Origin of the sequence: Pseudomonas sp. FDAARGOS_380, from assembly GCF_002591235.1 — a bacterium.
Lineage (GTDB): Bacteria > Pseudomonadota > Gammaproteobacteria > Pseudomonadales > Pseudomonadaceae > Aquipseudomonas > Aquipseudomonas salmasensis.
Window position 1 is genome coordinate 4967021 of record NZ_CP023969.1, and the last position, 18754, is coordinate 4985774.

Annotated in this window: 22 protein-coding genes and 1 pseudogene; 6 read left to right on the forward strand and 17 right to left on the reverse strand. The window is 59.4% G+C overall.

Going from position 1 to position 18754, the window contains the following annotated elements:
• Nucleotides 1-17 precede the first annotated feature (17 nt).
• From CRN80_RS23380 to CRN80_RS23400, 5 genes are all read right to left on the reverse strand, one after another.
• The gene (locus CRN80_RS23380) at nucleotides 18-1082 is read right to left on the reverse strand and encodes a nitronate monooxygenase family protein (protein WP_098951405.1); all 1065 of its coding nucleotides are present in this window, start codon (nucleotides 1080-1082) and stop codon (nucleotides 18-20) included.
• Nucleotides 1083-1153: 71 nt separating this feature from the next.
• Nucleotides 1154-2227 carry a bifunctional DNA-binding transcriptional regulator/O6-methylguanine-DNA methyltransferase Ada gene (gene ada, locus CRN80_RS23385; RefSeq protein WP_098951406.1) on the reverse strand — a complete coding sequence of 358 codons (1074 nt, stop codon included), beginning with the start codon at nucleotides 2225-2227 and terminating at the stop codon, nucleotides 1154-1156.
• A 75-nt stretch (nucleotides 2228-2302) separates the two neighbouring features.
• Nucleotides 2303-2968 (reverse strand): DNA oxidative demethylase AlkB, encoded by a 666-nt coding sequence (gene alkB / locus CRN80_RS23390; RefSeq protein WP_032897194.1) that lies wholly within the window; start codon nucleotides 2966-2968, stop codon nucleotides 2303-2305.
• Between the two features lie 3 nt (nucleotides 2969-2971).
• Nucleotides 2972-3139 carry a hypothetical protein gene (locus tag CRN80_RS31285; protein WP_098951408.1) on the reverse strand — a complete coding sequence of 56 codons (168 nt, stop codon included), beginning with the start codon at nucleotides 3137-3139 and terminating at the stop codon, nucleotides 2972-2974.
• 26 nt (nucleotides 3140-3165) lie between these two features.
• Nucleotides 3166-3468, reverse strand: coding sequence for a DUF1883 domain-containing protein (locus CRN80_RS23400; RefSeq protein WP_003191319.1), 303 nt, complete (start codon nucleotides 3466-3468; stop codon nucleotides 3166-3168).
• A 212-nt stretch (nucleotides 3469-3680) separates the two neighbouring features.
• Here CRN80_RS23400 and CRN80_RS23405 point away from each other — a divergent pair, with 212 nt between their 5' ends.
• Both CRN80_RS23405 and CRN80_RS23410 read left to right on the forward strand, forming a co-directional pair.
• On the forward strand, nucleotides 3681-4031 hold the full coding sequence (locus CRN80_RS23405; RefSeq protein ID WP_003191317.1) for a hypothetical protein: 351 nt from the start codon (nucleotides 3681-3683) through the stop codon (nucleotides 4029-4031).
• 145 nt (nucleotides 4032-4176) lie between these two features.
• Nucleotides 4177-4407 (forward strand): hypothetical protein, encoded by a 231-nt coding sequence (locus CRN80_RS23410; RefSeq protein ID WP_032897196.1) that lies wholly within the window; start codon nucleotides 4177-4179, stop codon nucleotides 4405-4407.
• A 5-nt stretch (nucleotides 4408-4412) separates the two neighbouring features.
• On the opposite strand, the gene CRN80_RS23415 is transcribed toward CRN80_RS23410, so the two are convergent.
• The 11 genes and pseudogenes from CRN80_RS23415 to CRN80_RS23465 all read right to left on the reverse strand — a co-directional run bounded on the left by CRN80_RS23415 (nucleotide 4413) and on the right by CRN80_RS23465 (nucleotide 13236).
• Nucleotides 4413-4694 (reverse strand): hypothetical protein, encoded by a 282-nt coding sequence (locus CRN80_RS23415; RefSeq protein WP_032897198.1) that lies wholly within the window; start codon nucleotides 4692-4694, stop codon nucleotides 4413-4415.
• A 141-nt stretch (nucleotides 4695-4835) separates the two neighbouring features.
• Entirely contained in the window at nucleotides 4836-5804 is a 969-nt protein-coding gene (locus tag CRN80_RS23420) for a fimbrial protein (protein WP_098951410.1), read from the reverse strand.
• A 96-nt stretch (nucleotides 5805-5900) separates the two neighbouring features.
• Nucleotides 5901-6425 (reverse strand): fimbrial protein, encoded by a 525-nt coding sequence (locus CRN80_RS23425; protein WP_032897202.1) that lies wholly within the window; start codon nucleotides 6423-6425, stop codon nucleotides 5901-5903.
• An 11-nt stretch (nucleotides 6426-6436) separates the two neighbouring features.
• On the reverse strand, nucleotides 6437-6916 hold the full coding sequence (locus tag CRN80_RS23430) for a fimbrial protein (RefSeq protein WP_098951412.1): 480 nt from the start codon (nucleotides 6914-6916) through the stop codon (nucleotides 6437-6439).
• A 13-nt stretch (nucleotides 6917-6929) separates the two neighbouring features.
• Entirely contained in the window at nucleotides 6930-7424 is a 495-nt protein-coding gene (locus CRN80_RS23435) for a fimbrial protein (RefSeq protein ID WP_098951414.1), read from the reverse strand.
• A gap of 10 nt (nucleotides 7425-7434) precedes the next feature.
• Nucleotides 7435-8007, reverse strand: a complete 573-nt coding sequence (locus CRN80_RS23440) for a fimbrial protein (RefSeq protein ID WP_098951415.1) — start codon at nucleotides 8005-8007, stop codon at nucleotides 7435-7437.
• Nucleotides 8008-8027: 20 nt separating this feature from the next.
• Nucleotides 8028-8789 carry a fimbria/pilus periplasmic chaperone gene (locus tag CRN80_RS23445; RefSeq protein ID WP_098951417.1) on the reverse strand — a complete coding sequence of 254 codons (762 nt, stop codon included), beginning with the start codon at nucleotides 8787-8789 and terminating at the stop codon, nucleotides 8028-8030.
• Nucleotides 8786-11398 (reverse strand): annotated as a pseudogene (locus CRN80_RS23450) (outer membrane usher protein). The gene CRN80_RS23445 and the pseudogene CRN80_RS23450 overlap by 4 nt, the downstream one beginning before the upstream one ends.
• 19 nt (nucleotides 11399-11417) lie before the next feature.
• Complete coding sequence (locus CRN80_RS23455; protein WP_032897212.1) at nucleotides 11418-11978, reverse strand: fimbrial protein; 561 nt, start codon at nucleotides 11976-11978, stop codon at nucleotides 11418-11420.
• A 51-nt stretch (nucleotides 11979-12029) separates the two neighbouring features.
• The gene (locus CRN80_RS23460; RefSeq protein WP_032897213.1) at nucleotides 12030-12551 is read right to left on the reverse strand and encodes a fimbrial protein; all 522 of its coding nucleotides are present in this window, start codon (nucleotides 12549-12551) and stop codon (nucleotides 12030-12032) included.
• 499 nt (nucleotides 12552-13050) lie between these two features.
• Nucleotides 13051-13236 (reverse strand): hypothetical protein, encoded by a 186-nt coding sequence (locus tag CRN80_RS23465; RefSeq protein ID WP_003191311.1) that lies wholly within the window; start codon nucleotides 13234-13236, stop codon nucleotides 13051-13053.
• Between the two features lie 309 nt (nucleotides 13237-13545).
• Between CRN80_RS23465 and galU the strand changes: the two genes are divergently transcribed.
• Together galU and gorA are read left to right on the forward strand one after the other, a co-directional pair.
• The gene (gene galU, locus CRN80_RS23470; protein ID WP_003173830.1) at nucleotides 13546-14385 is read left to right on the forward strand and encodes a UTP--glucose-1-phosphate uridylyltransferase GalU; all 840 of its coding nucleotides are present in this window, start codon (nucleotides 13546-13548) and stop codon (nucleotides 14383-14385) included.
• Nucleotides 14386-14490: 105 nt separating this feature from the next.
• On the forward strand, nucleotides 14491-15849 hold the full coding sequence (gorA, locus tag CRN80_RS23475; RefSeq protein WP_032897214.1) for a glutathione-disulfide reductase: 1359 nt from the start codon (nucleotides 14491-14493) through the stop codon (nucleotides 15847-15849).
• On the opposite strand, the gene CRN80_RS23480 is transcribed toward gorA, so the two are convergent.
• Nucleotides 15850-16857, reverse strand: a complete 1008-nt coding sequence (locus CRN80_RS23480; protein WP_098951419.1) for a DNA-binding protein — start codon at nucleotides 16855-16857, stop codon at nucleotides 15850-15852.
• Nucleotides 16858-17026: 169 nt separating this feature from the next.
• Here CRN80_RS23480 and CRN80_RS23485 point away from each other — a divergent pair, with 169 nt between their 5' ends.
• The gene (locus CRN80_RS23485) at nucleotides 17027-17959 is read left to right on the forward strand and encodes a site-specific integrase (protein ID WP_032897218.1); all 933 of its coding nucleotides are present in this window, start codon (nucleotides 17027-17029) and stop codon (nucleotides 17957-17959) included.
• Between the two features lie 133 nt (nucleotides 17960-18092).
• Nucleotides 18093-18656 carry an alkyl hydroperoxide reductase subunit C gene (ahpC, locus tag CRN80_RS23490; protein WP_003191303.1) on the forward strand — a complete coding sequence of 188 codons (564 nt, stop codon included), beginning with the start codon at nucleotides 18093-18095 and terminating at the stop codon, nucleotides 18654-18656.
• Nucleotides 18657-18754 lie beyond the last annotated feature (98 nt).

Here is an 18754-nt window from a genome sequence, read left to right on the forward strand (position 1 = left end):
CCAAGTTGCTGCTCAGATCAGATGCGGGTGAGTTTGCTCAAACTGTGCTCGGCTAATTGGCGTGTCAGGTCATAGGTGGACTGGTCTTTGCCCAGCCTCAGGGCCTGGCCTGCCCACAGGTTGCTGAAACCGGCTTCATCCTTGGCCTTGAGCGGCATTAACGCGCCACCGGCTTTAGGAAACGCCGGCGCCACCGGGTTGATGGCGCCCAGCTCACGCATCACCCGGTTGACGATGCCCCGCGCCGGGCGGCCGGTAAACAGGTTGGTCAGCGCGGTTTCGCTGGCCTGGGCATGGCGCAGCGCGTGATGATGGGAAGCGCTTACAGTGGCTTCGGGCGTGAACAGGTAGGCTGTGCCGATCTGCACGGCCGAAGCGCCGAGGGCAAAGGCGGCGACGATGCCACGCGCATCGCCGATTCCGCCGGCGGCAATCACCGGCACGCTGACCGCGTCGACCATCTGTGGCAACAGTGCCATCAAGCCGATCTGGCTGTTGAGGTCATCGCTGAGAAACAGACCACGATGCCCACCGGCTTCAAGGCCCATGGCGATAATCGCGTCACAGCCGTGCTGTTCCAGCCACACGGCTTCCTCGACGATGGTGGCCGATGACAGCACCTTGGCACCGGTGGCTTTTACTCGGTCGAGTAAGGATTTGTCTGGCAGGCCAAAGTGAAAACTCACCACTTCAGGCCGAAATTCTTCCACCACCTGGCAGGCTGCGTCATTGAACGGCGCGCGGTTGGACACCGGGGTTGGCGCATCGAAGTCGGCGCCCAGCTCATGGTAGTAGGGTTGCAGCAAGGCCTTCCAAGCCTGGTCCCGCGCGTCATCGGCATCGGGCGGTTGATGGCAGAAGAAGTTGACGTTGAGTGGCGCGTTGCTGGCCTGGCGAATGAGAGCCAAGGCGTCGCGCAGTTGCTCCAGGCTCAAGGCTGCGGCAGGCATGGAGCCCAGGGCGCCGGCTTGCTGGGCGGCGATGACCATGGCGGTGGTGGTGGCGCCAGCCATCGGCGCCTGGATGATCGGCACCTCAATGCCCAACAGGTCAAGAATGCGGGTGTCTGGCCAGGTGCTCATGGGGTGCGTCTCCAGCGTTAGTCGGGCTTTTCGCTGTTTTAGCAGGGCAATCGGCACCCGGCCAGTCTGTTTTATTCACTGGACGACAGCGGCATTTTGTGGGGCTGGGTTTCGCGCTCCAGTAACTGGCGCTTGCGCTCTACGCCCCAGCGATAGCCCGACAGCTCGCCATTACTGCGCACCACGCGATGACAGGGAATCGCCACCGCCAGGTGGTTGGCACCACAGGCCTGGGCCACGGCGCGAAAGGAGGTGGGCGCGCCGATACGCTCGGCAATCTGCGCATAGCTGGCGGTGCTGCCCGCAGGGATTTCCCGCAACGCCTGCCACACCCGTTCCTGAAAGGCCGTGCCGCGCAGGTCCAAGGGCAAATCCAGGCCCAGGGCAGGGGCCTCGACAAAGCCGACGACGTGGGCGACCAGTTGTTCGAAACCCTGATCCGCGCCGATCAACTCAGCCTTGGGAAACTGGTCTTGCAGGTCGCGCACCAGTTTGCCCGGATCATCGCCCAATAAAATCGCACACACGCCACGTTGGCTTTGCGCCACCAGAATCGCCCCCAGCGAGCATTGGCCAACGGCAAAGCGGATGGTGTTATTGGCGCCGCCGCCTTTATAGTCTCGCGGTTTCATGCCGAGCACTTGGTCGGCGGCTTCATAAAAGCGGCTATTGGAATTAAAGCCCGCGTCGTACAGGGTGTCTGTCACCGAATGCTGGCCCTTGAGGCCGTCGCGCACTCTGCGCGAACGCAGGGCGCTGGCGTAACCCTTGGGGGTCAACCCGGTATTGGCTTTGAATACGCGGTGGAAGTGAAACGGACTCAACCCGGCGCATCGGGCGAGCATGTCCAGGCTAGGCGGGTTTTCGGCCTGTTCGATTTGCCGGCAGGCCTCGGCCACTAACTGTCCATGGTGTGCGGCCAATTGGGTCTGGTCGCCAGCAGCGCGTTTGCTCGGGCGATAACCGGCGGCCTCGGCCTGCGCCGGCGTGTCGAAGAACTCGACATTTTCCGGGCGCGGTAAGCGCGAGGCGCTGCTGGGGCGGCAATAAACACCAGTGGTTTTCACGCCGTAGACAAATAGCGCGTCAGCCTTGGCATCACGGGCAATAATGGCAGCCCAGCGCGGATCGTGTTCGTTGTTCATGGCCTGCACTCTTGACGGTTCCGGAGCAGATTAAGCCCGCCGCTCGCGCCCGACACTCCGAAGCTTGCGGTCAAATTACCCAGCGGTGCGAAAGGTCAGGTTGATGCGCTGCGGGCCCATGATCGGATGCACGCCGTCCTTGATCGGCATCACGCCATGAAAGCGCAGGCGATCAACGCCGCCCCACACCACCACATCACCATGGAACAGCGAGACCTTCTGGGTTTTATCACTGCGCGCATGGCCACCGAACAGGAAAATCGCTGGCAGCCCCAGGGACACCGAGACCACGGGCGCGCTGTAGTTACGCTCGTTCTTGTCCTGGTGCAGGGACATCTTCGCTCCCGGTACGTAACGGTTGACCAGGCAGGCATCGGGCAAAAAACCGTCGAAGCCCGCTTCAGTGGCCGCCGCCACCGCCAGTTGGCGCAGCGTGTCGGGCATGGCCGGCCAGGGTTGCTGGCTGCGCGGGTCGAGTGGGCTATAGCGATAGCCGCGGGCGTCGGTGGTCCAGCCCAGCTCGCCGCAACTGCTCAGCGCCGCCGACATGGTAAAACCGCCGGGGGTGACCATCTGCCGAAACGGTGATTGAGCCAGGACACGCCGCAGTTCAGGCAATAACCGCTCGATCCAGGGCAGGGCATAGCCCCTCAGTACGTAGGATTCTTCGCCAATTTGCTCGCGCCCGGCAGGCTGTTGCAGGGCATCATCGGCAAACAAATCGGCGGTAGGGCCCGGCATGGCTTACAGCGCCTTGCTCACATTGATGTCGGTGATTTCGTCGCTGGCATCATGAATTTTCGCCAAGGCTTGCTTGGCTTCTTCGACGCTGTTGCTGTGCAGCTGGGCAAATTCAAAGCGGCGTTCGCCGTTGAGCTTGTACTTGATGACGTATTTGGTTGTGGTGGTCACAGCTTTTTTCCTGTCAGGTGTTCGGGTCAGCTCAGCTTGCTGCTGGTACGACGAACGATACGGATCTTGTGGGACAACGCAGGCTTGCGGGTCACGCTGATGGCGCGACGGGTCACCACATCCAGGGTGATGTTCCAGAAGCCGGTGCTCGGTGCAGTGATCTTGGCCGGGAATTTATCAAATGCGCCGCCGTGGTAGGTATGGCGACCGCCGTTTTTGAAGCTGCGAAAGTTCGCATCACTCATCAGGCGAATATTGCAGGTCTGCGAGCATTCGATGACGACAATGTCTCCCTCATTGAGGTGCTCACGCTGGTGGATGAATTTCATGGGGTGTCTCCAGAAGGGCTTTTTCTGAAAAATCAGAACGATACGTAGGTTAAGATGGAGTTTATCAGCCCCAGCGCGTTTATTATCGGGCCGTCGTCGACGACTTCGACAATTTAAAACAGTTATTTACCGAGTTATCACAGATAAATCCTACGTTGGTGGGAGAAAATTACCATCCCCGCTGTCGTAGGGTCTTTATCGGAGGTTTTTGTATGAAGTGGAGTGTGTTGGTGCTGGCCTTGGCAATAGGTGGGTGTGCTTCGGTTGCAGATATCAAGCAGACCCCGCCAACATTGGTGGTCATCTCAGGGAAGAAGCCGCAGGAATATGCGGCGTGTGTGGTGCGCAAATTGGAGGCGACCCGTCGGCCGCCGCAGATCGAGCCCCATAAAGACGGCATTCAGGTGATCGTGCCGCAGAAATTCTCGGCAGACCCTTCGGCAATCTTTGAAATCGAAGACCGCTCCAGCGGTAGCAGCATCAAGCTTTATGAAAGCATGTCCAATGTGCCCATCCGCCCGGGCGACGTGAAGAAGGCAGGGGAAGAGTGCATTTCCGGTTGAGCCACAGGCCCACCCCTCAAACCCGATAAAAAAAGCCATCACCCTGCAGGGACGGCCTGCATCCGTTAAACTGTCGGGCATTCACTACAAAGATGCCGCTCAAACCCTGGGTTTGAGCGGCATTTGTTTTTCTGGAAAGCCCGTTATGAAACGAGAACACGTCAAAGCCCGCCATGCCGAAGGGCAGATTTCGGCCACCCATGTCATCCAGAACCCCGCCGACTTGGGCGAGTGGATCGTATTTTTCAAGAAGAGCGGCGGGCGCAGCTACTTCCTGGTGGACGAGCAGGATGAGGTCGAGTCATTCGCGCGCCTGGATGACCTGATCGAACTCCTGCGTGGCCTGGGGATCAAGTTCGCCGAAGTGCACCTGTAGCAGCATTACTTGCAGACCACCACCACGCTGCGGCCTTTGAAGTTGCCCACGTCCTGGCCCAGGGTCTTGTCGCTTTCCTTGAGCGCCGGCGTGCCATTGGTGCCGACGATGCGGTAACCGGTGCCCGCGCAGGATGCGTCCGCTTTCTCGTAGCAACTGGCCCATGAATTGGCCTCGCCCGAGCAGTCGATGGTCAACCCTTGTTCGCCATTTTTCAGCAAGGTGTCGGAAGCGGTGGTGCAGCCGGCGAGTGCCAGTACCGCGGTCAGTGCCAGGATTTTGTTCATAAGGGATCTTCGTCGAGAGGGAATAGAGGGCGCTGACACTGTCGTGGGGCGTTGGCGGCGATTATAGCGAACTGCCATCGGGTGTGCAGTCGCAGGTTACCCGTACTGCGTTTGCACACCCTGTAAGTCAGTCTGTAACAGTCATGGCACGCCCATTACCAGCACGCCACTTCCGCTGATCGCCCCGGCAGCAGGGAAGACGCCCGCTCGTCGTACGAGCGAAAAGGTCACATCATCGCCTCCCATGCTGTTGGTGATGCGGGTCCGGAATGAACCGTTGACCCTCACCGCTGAGCCCGCACGCACGAGGGCGGTGCCCACGTTCGGGTTGCTCATCACCAATAGCCTGTCGTCGAACGACGTCGAAATGCCTTTGTAGGTGATGGTGATGTCGGTGTTGATCCCACCATTGGGGCATGAATAGGTGAGCCTGCGGTTGGCGCGAACCGAGGTGGTAAGGGGGTCGGTGCCGATCGCCCGCTGTTGCACATTGCCGAAGTTGATCTCGATGGGGTTGTTATTGTTGATGGTGCAGGTTGACGGCGAGATGCCGAAGTTGTTGGCGGCTTTGTACGTGAGGACGAGCCGCGTGCTTCCAAAGCTGTAATTATTCGTCTGGTGCAGATTCAGTGCGCCCAGAATGTCACCTATTACCACGCTGATCGGGTTGCTGGGGTCGTTGCGCAGCAGGATATAGGGGGTTACATAGATGGGATACGCCACAAAGTTGTTGGGCATGGTCGCGATCCGAATATTAAACGGCACCGGGGTGTTATAAAACGCGCCGTTTATGCGTAGACCGGTGCCTTGATTGTTGAATTTCGGCCCAGGCACCCAGGGGGCGCCAGCTTGCGCCGATGTCCCCCAAAAATCTATACGCGTAGGGTGGGCAGGTGAGGGCGTAAATCGGCATTCCAGCCACGCGCCTTCGAGAAGGATACGGGTGTTGTCCGAGCCGACACTCACGTTGACGGGGACCTCCAGGTTCAGGATCCCGCCGTCGCCAACATATTGCCAATTGCCGCCATTCACGCGGCAATCCGCTGCTCGCGCGGTCGTGGTCACACCCAGCAGGACGAGAAGCACTATTGCTCCATAGAGTCGTTTCATTTTGATCTCTCATTGCGCCTCTGTGCGAACGTCACTGCGAGTGACCATCCGGCAGAGAGTTAAGGTTTGCCCCGGCGGTTTTCAGGCCAGCAACGGCTACGGATAGTCCAACGTAAAAGTCGAGGTCACCCTGTACGCGCCTTGGCCGATGGTCTGGTCGCTGATGGCTTGCGGCTCGCCCTGCACAAAGGCTTTAAGCGCGATCACATTGCTGCCATCTATCAGTACCTGCGCATCGCTGGGCGAATTCAGCGGCAGTGGCTTGTTGCTCGGCGTCTCTATGCCCACCCCGATGCCTGAGGCGCCACTGCCGCCATCCAGCGCTAGCATGCCGGGCAACGCGGTGTTTTCCCTGCCGCCAAAGGTGATGCTGACCGTGGCGCCAATGGTGGTGTCGCAGTTCTCCAGGTGCAGCCTGAAGTCCTTGCCCTGTGAACGGGTGTTGATATACAGGTGCTTGCTGGTAACGTCCCAGAGTTCCAGGGTGACGGCCTCGTCGCCCGGTCGCAGGGTGCAGGCCTCCTGGACCAGGTTGCCCTTGAAACTCAGGTTGTCCGCTGCTTGGGCGTCGGCGGCCAGGCTCAAGGCCAATACCAGCGCTGCACGGTGTAAATGTCCCATTGATTCGACTCCTATTGGTATTCGGCCAACAGCGTGGCCACCGCGCTAAACCTTGCGGGCGCCAGGGTTGCGCCGGGCTGTTTGACCGGCACCACTTCCAATACGGGCGGTGATGACAGGCTGATATCCAGTGGCGTATTGAGTGAAAAAGGCAGGTTGTTCTGGAAAATCCGAATACCCAGCGCCGGTACGCTTGTCTGTACCGCCGCCCCGTCAAAGGTGGTTGCCGTGCCGTTGACACTCAATTTCAACGCCCATGGCAGCGTGTCGGTGCCGCAGTTGATGGTGTAGCCCACGCCTTTTCGGTACTGCACACCGTCGACGCGCTTGATCCCGACATCGCCAAAATCCACCTCGATGGTGTTGCCCGCATCGATCGTGCACGGGGGAGGCTCGTTGAGCGTGCCGCTAAACGTCAGGTTGGCCGATGCAACGCTGCACAGGCCCAGGGAGCACAAGGCGAGCAACGCTCGCTGCGGCCAACAGATCATTGGTCATTCCTCTTCATTGATAATCGACCACGAGAGTGGCGGCCGCATCGAATGCGCCTCCGGTCAGCTTGCTGCCCGGGCGTTTGACGGGTACCGCCTGTACCACCGGCACGTTGGGATAGGTGAAGTTCACCACCCTGTTCAGCGGCCAATCGGCGCCATTGATGAACAGCTTTACCCCAAGATCAGGCTTGCGGGTGACCAGCACGCGGCTGTCGAATGCGGCACCCGTGCCCCGAAGTTGCAGGGTCAGCGCGTTGCTGAAAGGGGAGCTGCAGGTGACGGTGTACGGCACGCCACGGCGATAATTGACCCCGTCGACTCGCGAGGTCAGCAGGTCATTGCCAAAAGGCACGTCGAGCGTACTGCCGCTGTTGATGACACACGGCGGCGGCGCAATGATCACCGCGCGGATGGTCAGGTTGGTCTCGGCCTGCGCACCCAGGCTGAGCGCCCAGAGCAAACCGCTGCCCATTAACACGGCCCAGGGGCCGTATGACTTAGCCATTGTTCTGCCCTTACTCATAATTGAGCCTGAAATCCACCACGGCCCGGAATGCCCCGCTGGTCAATGGCGCAGCGGTGCGCGTAGGCCGAACGTTCCAGGTCTTGGTGTTACCGCCCAGGGGCAAGAACAGCGGTTCGCCGCGTTGGCCCAGTTGTACGTCCCGCCCCAGGGCGTCGGTCAGTTGCAGCCCCAGGCCGGTGATGCCTTGCACTTTGACCAGGCGCGAATCGTCGTCATCGGCAGGCGCGATAAAGGCTACCGACAGCACCGGTTGAAAGGCGCTCCAGGTCAGGTTGCCGGTGCGTTCACTGCGGATACTGCCGGCGGTGCGGTTGCACTCGGTAAAGCGCAACTGGAAGGCCACCTGGTTGGCCTGATCACCAGGCCGAAGTAACTGGCTGGTGGAGACGTCGCCCAGTTCAATGGTCTGATGCAGCGAGGTCATTTCCAGGCTGCACGGGGTTTCGTGCATGGAGCCGGAAATATTCAGCACGCCATTCATGCCCTCGATATCCTCGGCCTGCGCGCTCCCTCCAAGGGCCAGTAACAGGCCGCCCAATGCCGTTATGTAATGAGACTTCATGGCTGACTCCAGCGACAGGCTTACTGTTTGGGCAGTGCTGCTTGCAGGTTGACCTTGCAAGTCTCGCCGCTGCAGGTGAAGGCCAGCAGCGGACGGCCGCCGTAATCATTGACGTAGGCCAAGTGAGGGGTAGGGCCCAGGGCTTTGGCGGTGGGGCCTAGGATCAGCGTGCCTTTGGGCGGCACCATCACCGGCTCGAAACCGGCCACGGTCTTGCCCTCTTTGGTGCTGCGCGCATCCACCAGGGTCACGTAGTAGGGCGTCGGGTTATTCACCCGGTAATGCTCGCCTTGCCGGGTCAGGGTCAGCTTTTCCTGCCAGGGGTTGGACGGGTCTTGCTGGCTGGGCGTAATGGCTTGAGGCCGGTAGAACAATTTGATCCGGGTCTGCAGCGCGATTTGCAGGGTGTTGGCCTTATCGGTGCGTGGCGGAATTTCCCGCAGGTTGAAGTAGTAGACCGTCTCTCGATCCTGGGGCAACGACTTGGCCGCCGGCAGCGCCTGGACTTTTACCTGGCTCTGCTTGCCCGGTTCCAGGCGCTGCACCGGGGGCAGCACGATCAAGGGTGTGGTGAGTTTCTGGCCCTCTTCATTCTCGATCCAGCCTTGGGCCAGGTACGGCAATTGGGTGTTGTTATTGGTGATGTTCACGCTGGTGGCGTCCTTGCTGCCGTCGAAAATCACGCGGGTACGGTCCAGGCCAATTGCAGCGTGGCTGCTGTGGCTCATGGCGAGCGTCAGCAGGGTGAGGGTCGAGAGGGTGAAGCGTTTGTACAGGGTCATGAGGATGTGGTCTCCGTGACGGGGTGCTTGCCGGTCAGTTCTGCCGGCGCGGACAAGGGTTGATCGGTGGCTGCGACTCGGCAGTCCAGTTGCAGGGCGTTGCTCAGGCCGTCAGCGGGCAAGACGTCGGGAAGGGTGAGGGTGCAGCGCTCATTCCCGCCCCAACTGACGACCATCTGTTCACCGGCTTGAATGCCGCTGAGGTAGACATTGCCGCCGTCATTCACGATGCCGGTGTCCTGCTGCTTGGCGTTCTGGACCGTCGCACCGAAGGGCGGCGAGCTGCCATCGGGCAGGCGCAGCACCGCCATGGCTTTTTCACCGGCAATCACGTCCAGGGCGCGATAACCGATGGCGCCTTCGGTGAGGGTCAGTTGGGTGACAGATTGAGTGGCTTCGACATTGCTCGGCAGGCTCTCCAGATCGACGCTGGCTGCCGTACGCTGGTAGCTGCTCAGGTCGGCGATCACCGCTTTACCGAAGGCGTTGCTGCGGGTCGGCGAGCCGTAACCCCGCACCGGCACGTCAGGCACGCCGCTGGTATCCACCATCAAACGGGTGCCGCCCATGCTGTTGGTGCGATGCAGGGCTGCGCCGTGAGACGTGAGCGTGCCACCGCCGCGGGCTGACAGGCTGAGGCTGGTGCGACTGTCTTGTTGCCGGCTGGCGGCAAGTGTCAGGTCCGTTTGATCACCCATGTGGCTCAGATAGCCACTGGCCGAATTATCGCTGGCGGTCAATTGGTAGCTGTTGCGCTCATCGAGGCGGTCGCTGTAACGCGTGGAAAAGCCGTTCTTGCCTGCGGCCCGGCTGGCGTCCAGCGACAGCGTGCCGCTGCGTCCCAATGGCAGGCTGACCGTCAGCGCCATGCCGTTATCCTTGTAGTTGTAATCCAACGTGCGATAAACGTTGAGCGACAAACTCATGTTTTTGACGGTGCCCACATTGAAGTAGCGGGACACCGACAAGTTCCAGCGCTGGGTAGCCGGCCGCGACCAGTAAGTTTGTTTGTTATAACTGGCGTAGACCGTGGCGCCCAAGTCGCGAAATTGTTTGTTAACGGTCGCTGTATACAGCGCTTTGCTGCCACCAATAGGTTTGAATTCACCGGCATATTGACCGAATTCGTCGTATTGCCCGCGGCCCGCCAGTTCCCCGTTCCTGCCGTAATGACGAGCGTCTAAATATTCACTCATGCTCAAGAAGTTCTTATCGGAGAACCGATAACCGGCGAAGGTGATCTGGCTGTCGTATTGTTCAAAGTTCTTCGAATATTGCAGGCGGTAGGATTTACCCGAGAGCGTTTGATTCCACACCTCAGCCCGGGACTGGGTGACATCCAGGGATAACGCGCCCAATGCCAACAGGTCGCGGCCTGCGCCGATAGTGGCGGCCCGGTAGTTGTTGTCGGTGATGGCGCCGCCGAACAACGACCAGCCGTTGCTCACGCCCCAGGAGAACTCCCCAGTGCCGAAAAAGTTACCGTCAGCGCCATATTGGAGATCCGAAGGCCGCCCGCTCGCCAGCTTGTATCGAACTTGCCCAGGGCGCGTCAGGTAAGGAACGCCTGCGGTGTTGAGCTTGAAGGTCTGTACCGAACCGTCTTGCTCCTCTACCCGCACATCCAGCGTACCGGTGACGGCATCATTGAGGTCCTGGATACGAAAGGGGCCGGCCGCCACCAGGGTTTCATACAGCACGCGCCCTTGCTGGCTGACGACCACCCTGGCGTTGGTCTTGGCCAACCCCACCACTTCAGGTGCGTAACCGCGCAGGTTGGGGGGCAGCTGACTTTCGTCTGACGTCAACGCGGCACCGGTAAAGCGGAAGCTGTCGAACAGGTCCGAATACAGGTAGTTTTCGCCAACCACCAGCCGCGCCCTCAAGGCAGGAATGGCGCGGTAAGCGTAGTAGCGGCTCCACTCCAGCTTCTGTTCCCCGGCGGAACGGTCCCTTGCGCTGTCGACACGGCCCTGCCAGTCGGCCCTCAGGCGCCAGGCCCCGGCATTGGCCCCCAGCGTTCCGTTGCCACTGAGGTGGTTGCGGGTGCGCTCGTTTTTCTGGGCGTTGGACTGCGCCGTCAGGTTGTAGTCGATCAACAGTCCCGGTACGCCTTCATCCCAGCGTGCAGGCGGATCCCAGTTGAGGGCGCTGTACTCAAGGTAGGCGTGGGGCAGGTTGATGCTCAATGTGGAGGTGGCCAGGTCTGCACTGACCTCGGCACCTGGCAAGCCTTGAAGGTCCAGGCACTCGTCGCCTTTCCACCGAGTGAGCCTGGCTGCTTCGATCGCCTTCAGGCCCAGTTGCGCCACGAGCTATGCGGACAAGCAGGCCTGGCTACCCTTCGGGTCATCATCAGGGGGATAAAAAGCCACCGACTGCTCGGAAAGCGCCTGGCCGTTGATCTGCACAAGCATCGTGTAGGTGCCGGGCAGAATGAAACCGCTGCGCGAAAACCGCGACAAATCGATATTGGTGCGATCATTCAGGTCAAGAACGTCGGTATTGAATTCGATATCCCCGGCACCCAAGGCTGTGCCTGCCAGTGACATCAGCCCGCCAACCAACGTGGGGCGCAGCGTATGTTTGATCTTCGACGCATTCAGCATGAAAGCAACCCATCAATGTTCAAAAGTATTCCAACTTGAACCGCACGGCGACGCGGTGAGCGCCCGGCGCCAAGGGCAACCCGTTGCCCACCAGCCGCAACGTGTAGTGAAGTGTCATGTCGCCTTCGGCCAAGGGATGCGGCGCCATCGGCTCGCCCGGCACGCTCTCCTGGCCGGCCGAATCCCAGATGTGAAAGGCAACACCCTGTGAATCGCCGAAGGCAGCAAAAGAGCGACCGTCGCGGTCGCGCGGGCCGTCGAACGTGACCCGCAAATGCTCCCAGTCAGGTAGCGTTGCACCCGGCCGTAAAGGGTCCGGGCGCGTCAATGAGCAGTTGACCAGGCGCAAATCAAAGGGGTGTGGCTCGCCCAACGCGTTTCGCAACAGCCGCCCAATGGGCTCGGCGGGCATCTCGATGGTTTGATCGGCACTGGTCAGTTCCAACCCGCACGCCGAGTCAACGACCCTGCCACCGAGCGTGATGACCCCTTCACCTTGCGCAGGCTCCTGCGCGAACACCCAAGGGCTGATGACCACCGCCAGTGACGAGCTCATCGCCAGACTTATGAGTTTTTTCACCGTTATCTCCCACCCGTTCCCCCCGCCACCCTGAAGTGGCGGGGGGGCTACTTACTGATAAGCCAAGGTGAAATTAGTGACCGCGCTGAAGTCACCCGGCACGATGTCGCCGGTCGCCGCGCCTTGAACAAAGGCGCCGAATTCCAGCGTGTTGTCACCGGTGGAAATGGCCTGGGGCGTGGTTGCCACACCCAGTTGGATAGGGCTGCCGCCGTGGGTCATCATGATGCCGACGCGGCCTGCGGTACCGACGGTGCCGATTGCGCCAGGTACGTCAGTTGATGGCGCAGCCGTGAACGTCGTGGTCACGGTGTTATCAGTCAGATTCGTCAGGTCGCAACCTTCCAGTTCAATCAGCACACGGCGAGCTTCGGACTTACCGCCTGCCTGCAATTGATGCTTGGCGATGGCGCCCAGGTGAATGGTCTGATCTACCGATTCAGGCTTGATGGAGCAGGCACCCGAGTGGACCGATCCCAGAAAGGTAACCGTTCCATCTGCCGCCTGAGCGCCGGACATGGAGCCCGCGAACAGGCCGATGGTTAACAGTGCAGTTTTGAACGTAGTTTTCATTTGCAGATGCCCACATAAAAATGTCATGGAAGAGCCCCGCCACCCGTTGGCGTGGGGCTGACGTTTCACCTCAAGAGTGGCCGGCAGCAAACTCGGCTGATCGCCAATCGAGTACCAATCAGAAGTTAAAACTTTCCAATTAGTTGTATTGCCATTTGGGCGCACGGTTGAGGCGGAAGCAATTGTGTGATGGCGGCTTGAAAAAGTAAGTCGTCACATTCGCTTATTGATGTGGGCAGGCAGTATCGCGACTTATAGGAAGAATGTGGCACTTTGCCAAAACTTTGATTTTGGCTGTAAGAAATGAACTACACGCTGCTAAATGAGAATAATTTAGTTGGGGTTATAGCTGTAAGAATGGGATGACATACAGTGAAAATCAATAGACATTAATGGCGCGAAACAACTAACCGGGTTACGGGCGCAGAGGCCGTGAGGCTGGCGGGTCAACAGCCACAAAAAAGCCCCGCTTAACGGGGCTTTCGCAGAGCAACGAGGCTTACTTGGTTTTCGGCCGCTTGCTCGATGCATGGCCTGCCTCATCCACAAACACCTCGGCTACGGCAATCGCCATGCTTTCGGTCTCGAATACGCCGGCAACGCTGTCGCCGTGAAAATTGATCAAGTGCCAGCCGTCTGCTCGCTTCGTGATCAGGTAGCCGTTTACACCTTTGGGTTCTGACATCTGTTGGCAATCTCGTGGTCTTGGTTCAAGGCGCTCATGATAACGCCAATTGCCGGGGCAGGGCGCAAGTTGTTGCAGGTCAGTGCCAGGGGGGCAAAAGCGTGCTAAAACCATTGCAGCCCTTTAAACAAGGGGCCAAGTCGGGTTCTGACCGACCGTTGGTGATGCGCTTTGCAGGATCAGCGGAACTTACGCCGACATTTTTTCTCTATGATGACATCGCAACGCCAGCAGGACCCATTGTAAGGTGACTGCGGCCTGATTAGACTGCGCCGAATTCCGTACGCACAGCCCTTTGTAAGGACTCATATGATCAAGAAATGCTTGTTCCCAGCAGCCGGTTACGGCACTCGCTTCTTGCCAGCGACCAAAGCCATGCCCAAAGAAATGCTGCCAGTGGTGAACAAGCCACTGATTCAGTACGGTGTGGAAGAGGCTCTGGATGCCGGTTTGAACGAGATCTCCATCGTCACGGGTCGTGGTAAGCGCGCGCTGGAAGACCACTTCGACATCAGCTATGAGCTGGAAAACCAGATCAAAGGCACTGACAAGGAAAAATACCTGGTCGGTATCCGTAAATTGCTCGACGAGTGCTCGTTCTCCTACACCCGTCAGACTCAAATGAAAGGCCTCGGCCACGCCATCCTTACCGGCCGCCCGCTGATCGGTGACGAACCGTTCGCCGTGGTCCTGGCGGATGACTTGTGCGTCAACCTGGAAGGCGACGGTGTGCTGACCCAGATGGTCAAGCTCTACCAGAAATACCGTTGCACCATCGTTGCGGTGATGGAAGTCAACCCTACCGAAACCAATAAGTACGGTGTTATCGCCGGTGACGATATTGGCGATGGCCTGATCCGCGTACGTGACATGGTCGAGAAACCAGCACCGGAAGATGCACCGTCGAACCTGGCGATCATCGGTCGTTACATCCTTACCCCGGACATCTTCAAGCTGATCGAAGAGACCGAGCCAGGCAAGGGCGGCGAGATCCAGATCACCGACGCTCTGCTCAAGCAAGCCAAAGACGGTTGCGTGATTGCCTACAAGTTCAAGGGCCAGCGTTTCGACTGCGGCGGTGCTGAGGGCTACATCGAAGCGACCAACTTCTGCTACGAGCATTTCTACAAGACGGGCAAGGCTTACTGATTCACGCTTGCCGGTACGTTTTAAGCGAAAGCCACCTTCGGGTGGCTTTTCCGTTTTTCAGCCCCATGTAAGTCGGTATGCTGGTGTCCTGCCGAGGAGAGTGAAATGGCCTACGATTTTGACCTGTATGTAATTGGCGCCGGTTCCGGCGGTGTTCGCGCGGCGCGCTTTGCCGCGGGCTTCGGCGCCAAGGTGGCTGTGGCGGAGAGCCGCTACCTGGGTGGCACCTGTGTGAACGTCGGCTGTGTGCCAAAGAAGCTGTTGGTGTACGGCGCGCATTTTGCCGAAGATTTTGAACAGGCCAGCGGCTTTGGCTGGTCCCTGGGCGAGGCGAACTTTGATTGGGCGACCTTGATCGCCAACAAGGATCGCGAGATCAACCGCCTCAACGGCATCTATCGCAACCTGTTGGTCAACAGCGGCGTGACATTGCACGAAGGGCACGCACGCCTGGTTGATGCCCATCAGGTGGAGATTAACGGTGAGCGCTTCACTGCCAAGCACATCCTGATCGCCACCGGTGGCTGGCCGCAGATCCCTGAGATTCCAGGGCGCGAGCACGCCATTGGCTCCAATGAGGCATTCTTCCTTAAAGAGCTACCCAAGCGCGTGCTGGTGGTGGGCGGCGGTTATATCGCCGTTGAGTTCGCCGGAATCTTCCACGGCCTGGGTGCGCAAACTTCATTGCTGTATCGCGGTGACCTGTTCTTGCGCGGCTTTGATGGTTCGGTGCGCAAACATCTGCAAGAAGAACTGACCAAGCGCGGCCTGGACTTGCAGTTCAATGCCGACATCGAACGTATCGACAAGCAAGCCGACGGCAGCCTCAAAGCCACCTTGAAGGATGGTCGCGTGCTGGAAGCCGATTGCGTGTTCTACGCCACCGGCCGCCGTCCGATGCTGGATAACCTGGGCCTGGAAAATACCGGGGTCAAACTGGACGAGCGCGGTTTCGTCGCGGTGGATGATCTCTACCAGACCGCCGAGCCGTCGATCCTGGCGATTGGCGATGTGATTGGTCGTGTGCAGCTGACGCCGGTGGCGCTGGCTGAAGGCATGGCCGTGGCGCGGCGGTTGTTCAAGCCCGAGCAATACCGCGCGGTGGATTACGCCAATATCGCGACGGCGGTGTTCAGCCTGCCAAACATTGGCACAGTCGGTCTGACGGAAGAGGATGCACGCAAGAACGGCCACAACGTGCAGGTCTTTGAAAGCCGTTTCCGGCCGATGAAGCTGACCCTCACCGATTGCCAGGAAAAGACCCTGATGAAGCTGGTGGTCGACGCCGACACCGACAAAGTGCTGGGTTGCCACATGGTCGGCCCAGATGCGGGTGAAATCGTGCAAGGGCTGGCGATCGCGCTCAAGGCGGGCGCGACCAAACAGCATTTCGACGAAACCATCGGCGTGCATCCTACGGCGGCGGAAGAATTCGTCACCATGCGCACGCCTGTGGCGGATTGATCAGGTTGGCTCTGCTGCCTCTGGCGCCGTTGCAACGACGGCCGCCAGGCGCAGGGCCTCGATGCTTGCCTGGGCCTTGACCAGGTCCAGCTCAAGCGCCTTGTTGTGCTGCTGGTGTTCCAGCAGTGCGGCCTGGCGTGATTGGCTGTCTTGCACGGCCACGCGCAGGCGTTCCTGGAGCAGGGTGCGCTCGCTGTCGATCTGACTCAGCTGCTCCTTGAGTTTCAGCTGTAGCGCCTGGTCCTGGCGAGTTTGCTCCTGCAGCGCATTCAATTCCTTGGCGGTCACTCGCTGCTCACTCAGTAGACGCTCGTTATCGCGATGCAACTGGGTGATTTCATCCTGGCGCACCAGCGCGCTTTGCTGTGCCTGGCGCAATTCGGCCTGAACCTGCTGCAACTGGCCTTCATGGCGACGTTGTTCCTGCTCGCGCTGTTCCTTGATGGCATTGCGGTAATGCTCAAGCGCATCACGGGCGTGCAGGTGTTTTTCTTCCAGTGAGCGAATCTGCTCGTCTTTGTCGTTGAGCCTTAGCTCGTAGTCGCTGCACGCCTGGCTCAGCCCGGCATTACGGGTTTGCTCGGTCTGCAGGCTGGTGCTGGCGGTTTGCAGCGCCGCGCTTTCTTCGGCCAGGGCTGCCGCCTGGATATCAAATTGCTGTTTGAGCTGGGTATGCGCTTCTTCCAGGGTTTCTACCTGGGCGAGCAGGGCGGCTTTGTGTTGCTCGAATTGCGCCAGGGCCAGGTCGATCGGCTCTTGGGCCTTCTCTTTCAGGCGTTGGGCCAGGCGTGCGACCAGTTCGCCCAGCTCATCGTCAATTGGCGCTTGGGTGATGGTCTGGCGCGTCTCGCTTTCGTCCAGCTCTTTCAAGTAGCGATGAATGGTGGTTTTCGAGCCGGTATTGCCCATTTCGATACGCACCGCATCGATGCTTGGGTTTTCGCCACGAGCGAGGATCGCCAGGCGTGCCGTCTGCACTACTGCTTTGTTTATGCCGCCGCGAGCCATGGAGTCTCCGTCGATTTAGTACTGTGGTACATGGTATGTATATACATACTATAACATGGTTAAAAACTCGTTGAAATTCATGATTTAACAGATGGGATATTGGCGTATTATCCCGTGTCACCTGTGTTTTCCTCCGCCATCCATCTGTCAGCAGTACGAATAGACGCCTATGAGCGACCTGGACCGATATCTCAACGCCGCCACCCGTGACAACACGCGCCGCAGCTACCGTGCGGCCATCGAGCATTTCGAAGTCAGTTGGGGAGGGTTCCTGCCGGCCACCAGCGACAGCGTGGCGCGTTACTTGGTGGCGCATGCGGGAGTGTTGGCAGTCAATACCTTGAAGCTGCGGCTCTCGGCCTTGGCGCAGTGGCATACCAGCCAAGGGTTTGCCGACCCGACGAAGGCGCCGGTGGTACGCAAGGTGCTCAAGGGCATCCGCGCCGTGCACCCGGTGCGGGAGCGGCAGGCCGAGCCTTTGCAACTCCAGCATTTGGAACAGGTGATCGCCGCCCTGGACATTGAAGCCAAACAGGCCAGCGAGCATCACGACCAACCGCGCTTGCTGCGGGCCAAGCGCGACGCTGCGCTGATTCTGCTGGGCTTCTGGCGCGGGTTTCGCAGTGATGAGCTGTGCCGATTAAGCATTGAGCATGTGCAAGCCGTGCCGGGCGCTGGCATCAGCCTGTACTTGCCGCGCAGCAAAAGTGATCGCGAAAACCTCGGCAAGACCTACCAGACCCCGGCGTTGCTGCGTCTGTGCCCGGTGCAGGCTTATAGCGAGTGGCTCAGTGCCTCGGCGTTGGTACGCGGGCCGGTATTTCGCGGCATTGACCGCTGGGGCAACCTGGGTGAGGAGGGCTTGCACCCCAACAGCGTGATTCCGTTATTGCGCCAGGCCCTTGAGCGCGCAGGCATTCCCGCCGAGCAATACACCAGCCACTCCCTGCGCCGGGGCTTTGCCACTTGGGCGCACCGCAGCGGCTGGGATTTGAAGTCGCTGATGAGTTACGTCGGCTGGAACGACATGAAATCCGCGATGCGCTATGTTGAAGCGACGCCGTTTCTGGGCATGACCCTGGCAACCCAACCGCTGATTTGAGATTTCTTCTATTAATACCGTCACCTGATAGAGAAAGCCAATCGTCAGCATCAGGTTTGCCAATGAGCCATCGACCGAAAGAGCCGGTAGGATTCATCTCATCAACTTCTTAACCCCTGACGGAGAGTCAACGATGCCTATCATCAACAGCCAAGTAAAACCGTTTAAAGCCACCGCTTTCAAAAACGGCAGCTTCGTCGATGTGACCGACGCTGACCTGAAAGGCAAGTGGTCGGTTGTATTCTTCTACCCAGCCGACTTCACCTTCGTTTGCCCAACCGAACTGGAAGACCTGGCTGACAACTACGCCGAATTCCAGAAGCTGGGCGTCGAAATCTACAGCGTTTCCACCGACACCCACTTTGCCCACGCTGCCTGGCACAACACTTCGCCAGCCATTGGCAAAATCCAGTACACCATGATCGGCGACCCAACCCTGACCATCTCCCGCAACTTCGACGTGCTGATCGAAGAAGCTGGCCTGGCAGACCGCGGCACCTTCGTGATCAACCCAGAAGGTCAGATCAAGATCGTTGAGCTGAACGACGGCGGTGTAGGCCGTGACGCTTCCGAGCTGCTGCGCAAAATCAAGGCCGCTCAGTACGTTGCTGCCCACCCAGGTGAAGTCTGCCCAGCCAAGTGGAAAGAAGGCGAGGCCACTCTGGCGCCGTCTCTGGACCTGGTCGGCAAGATCTAAGTCTGTGAACGCGTATCAAGGGCGGGTATCCGCACTTAAGTAAGCTGCATCCGCCCTCAAAACGCCCGGGCGAGATTCGCTCGGGCGTTTTTTTGTCT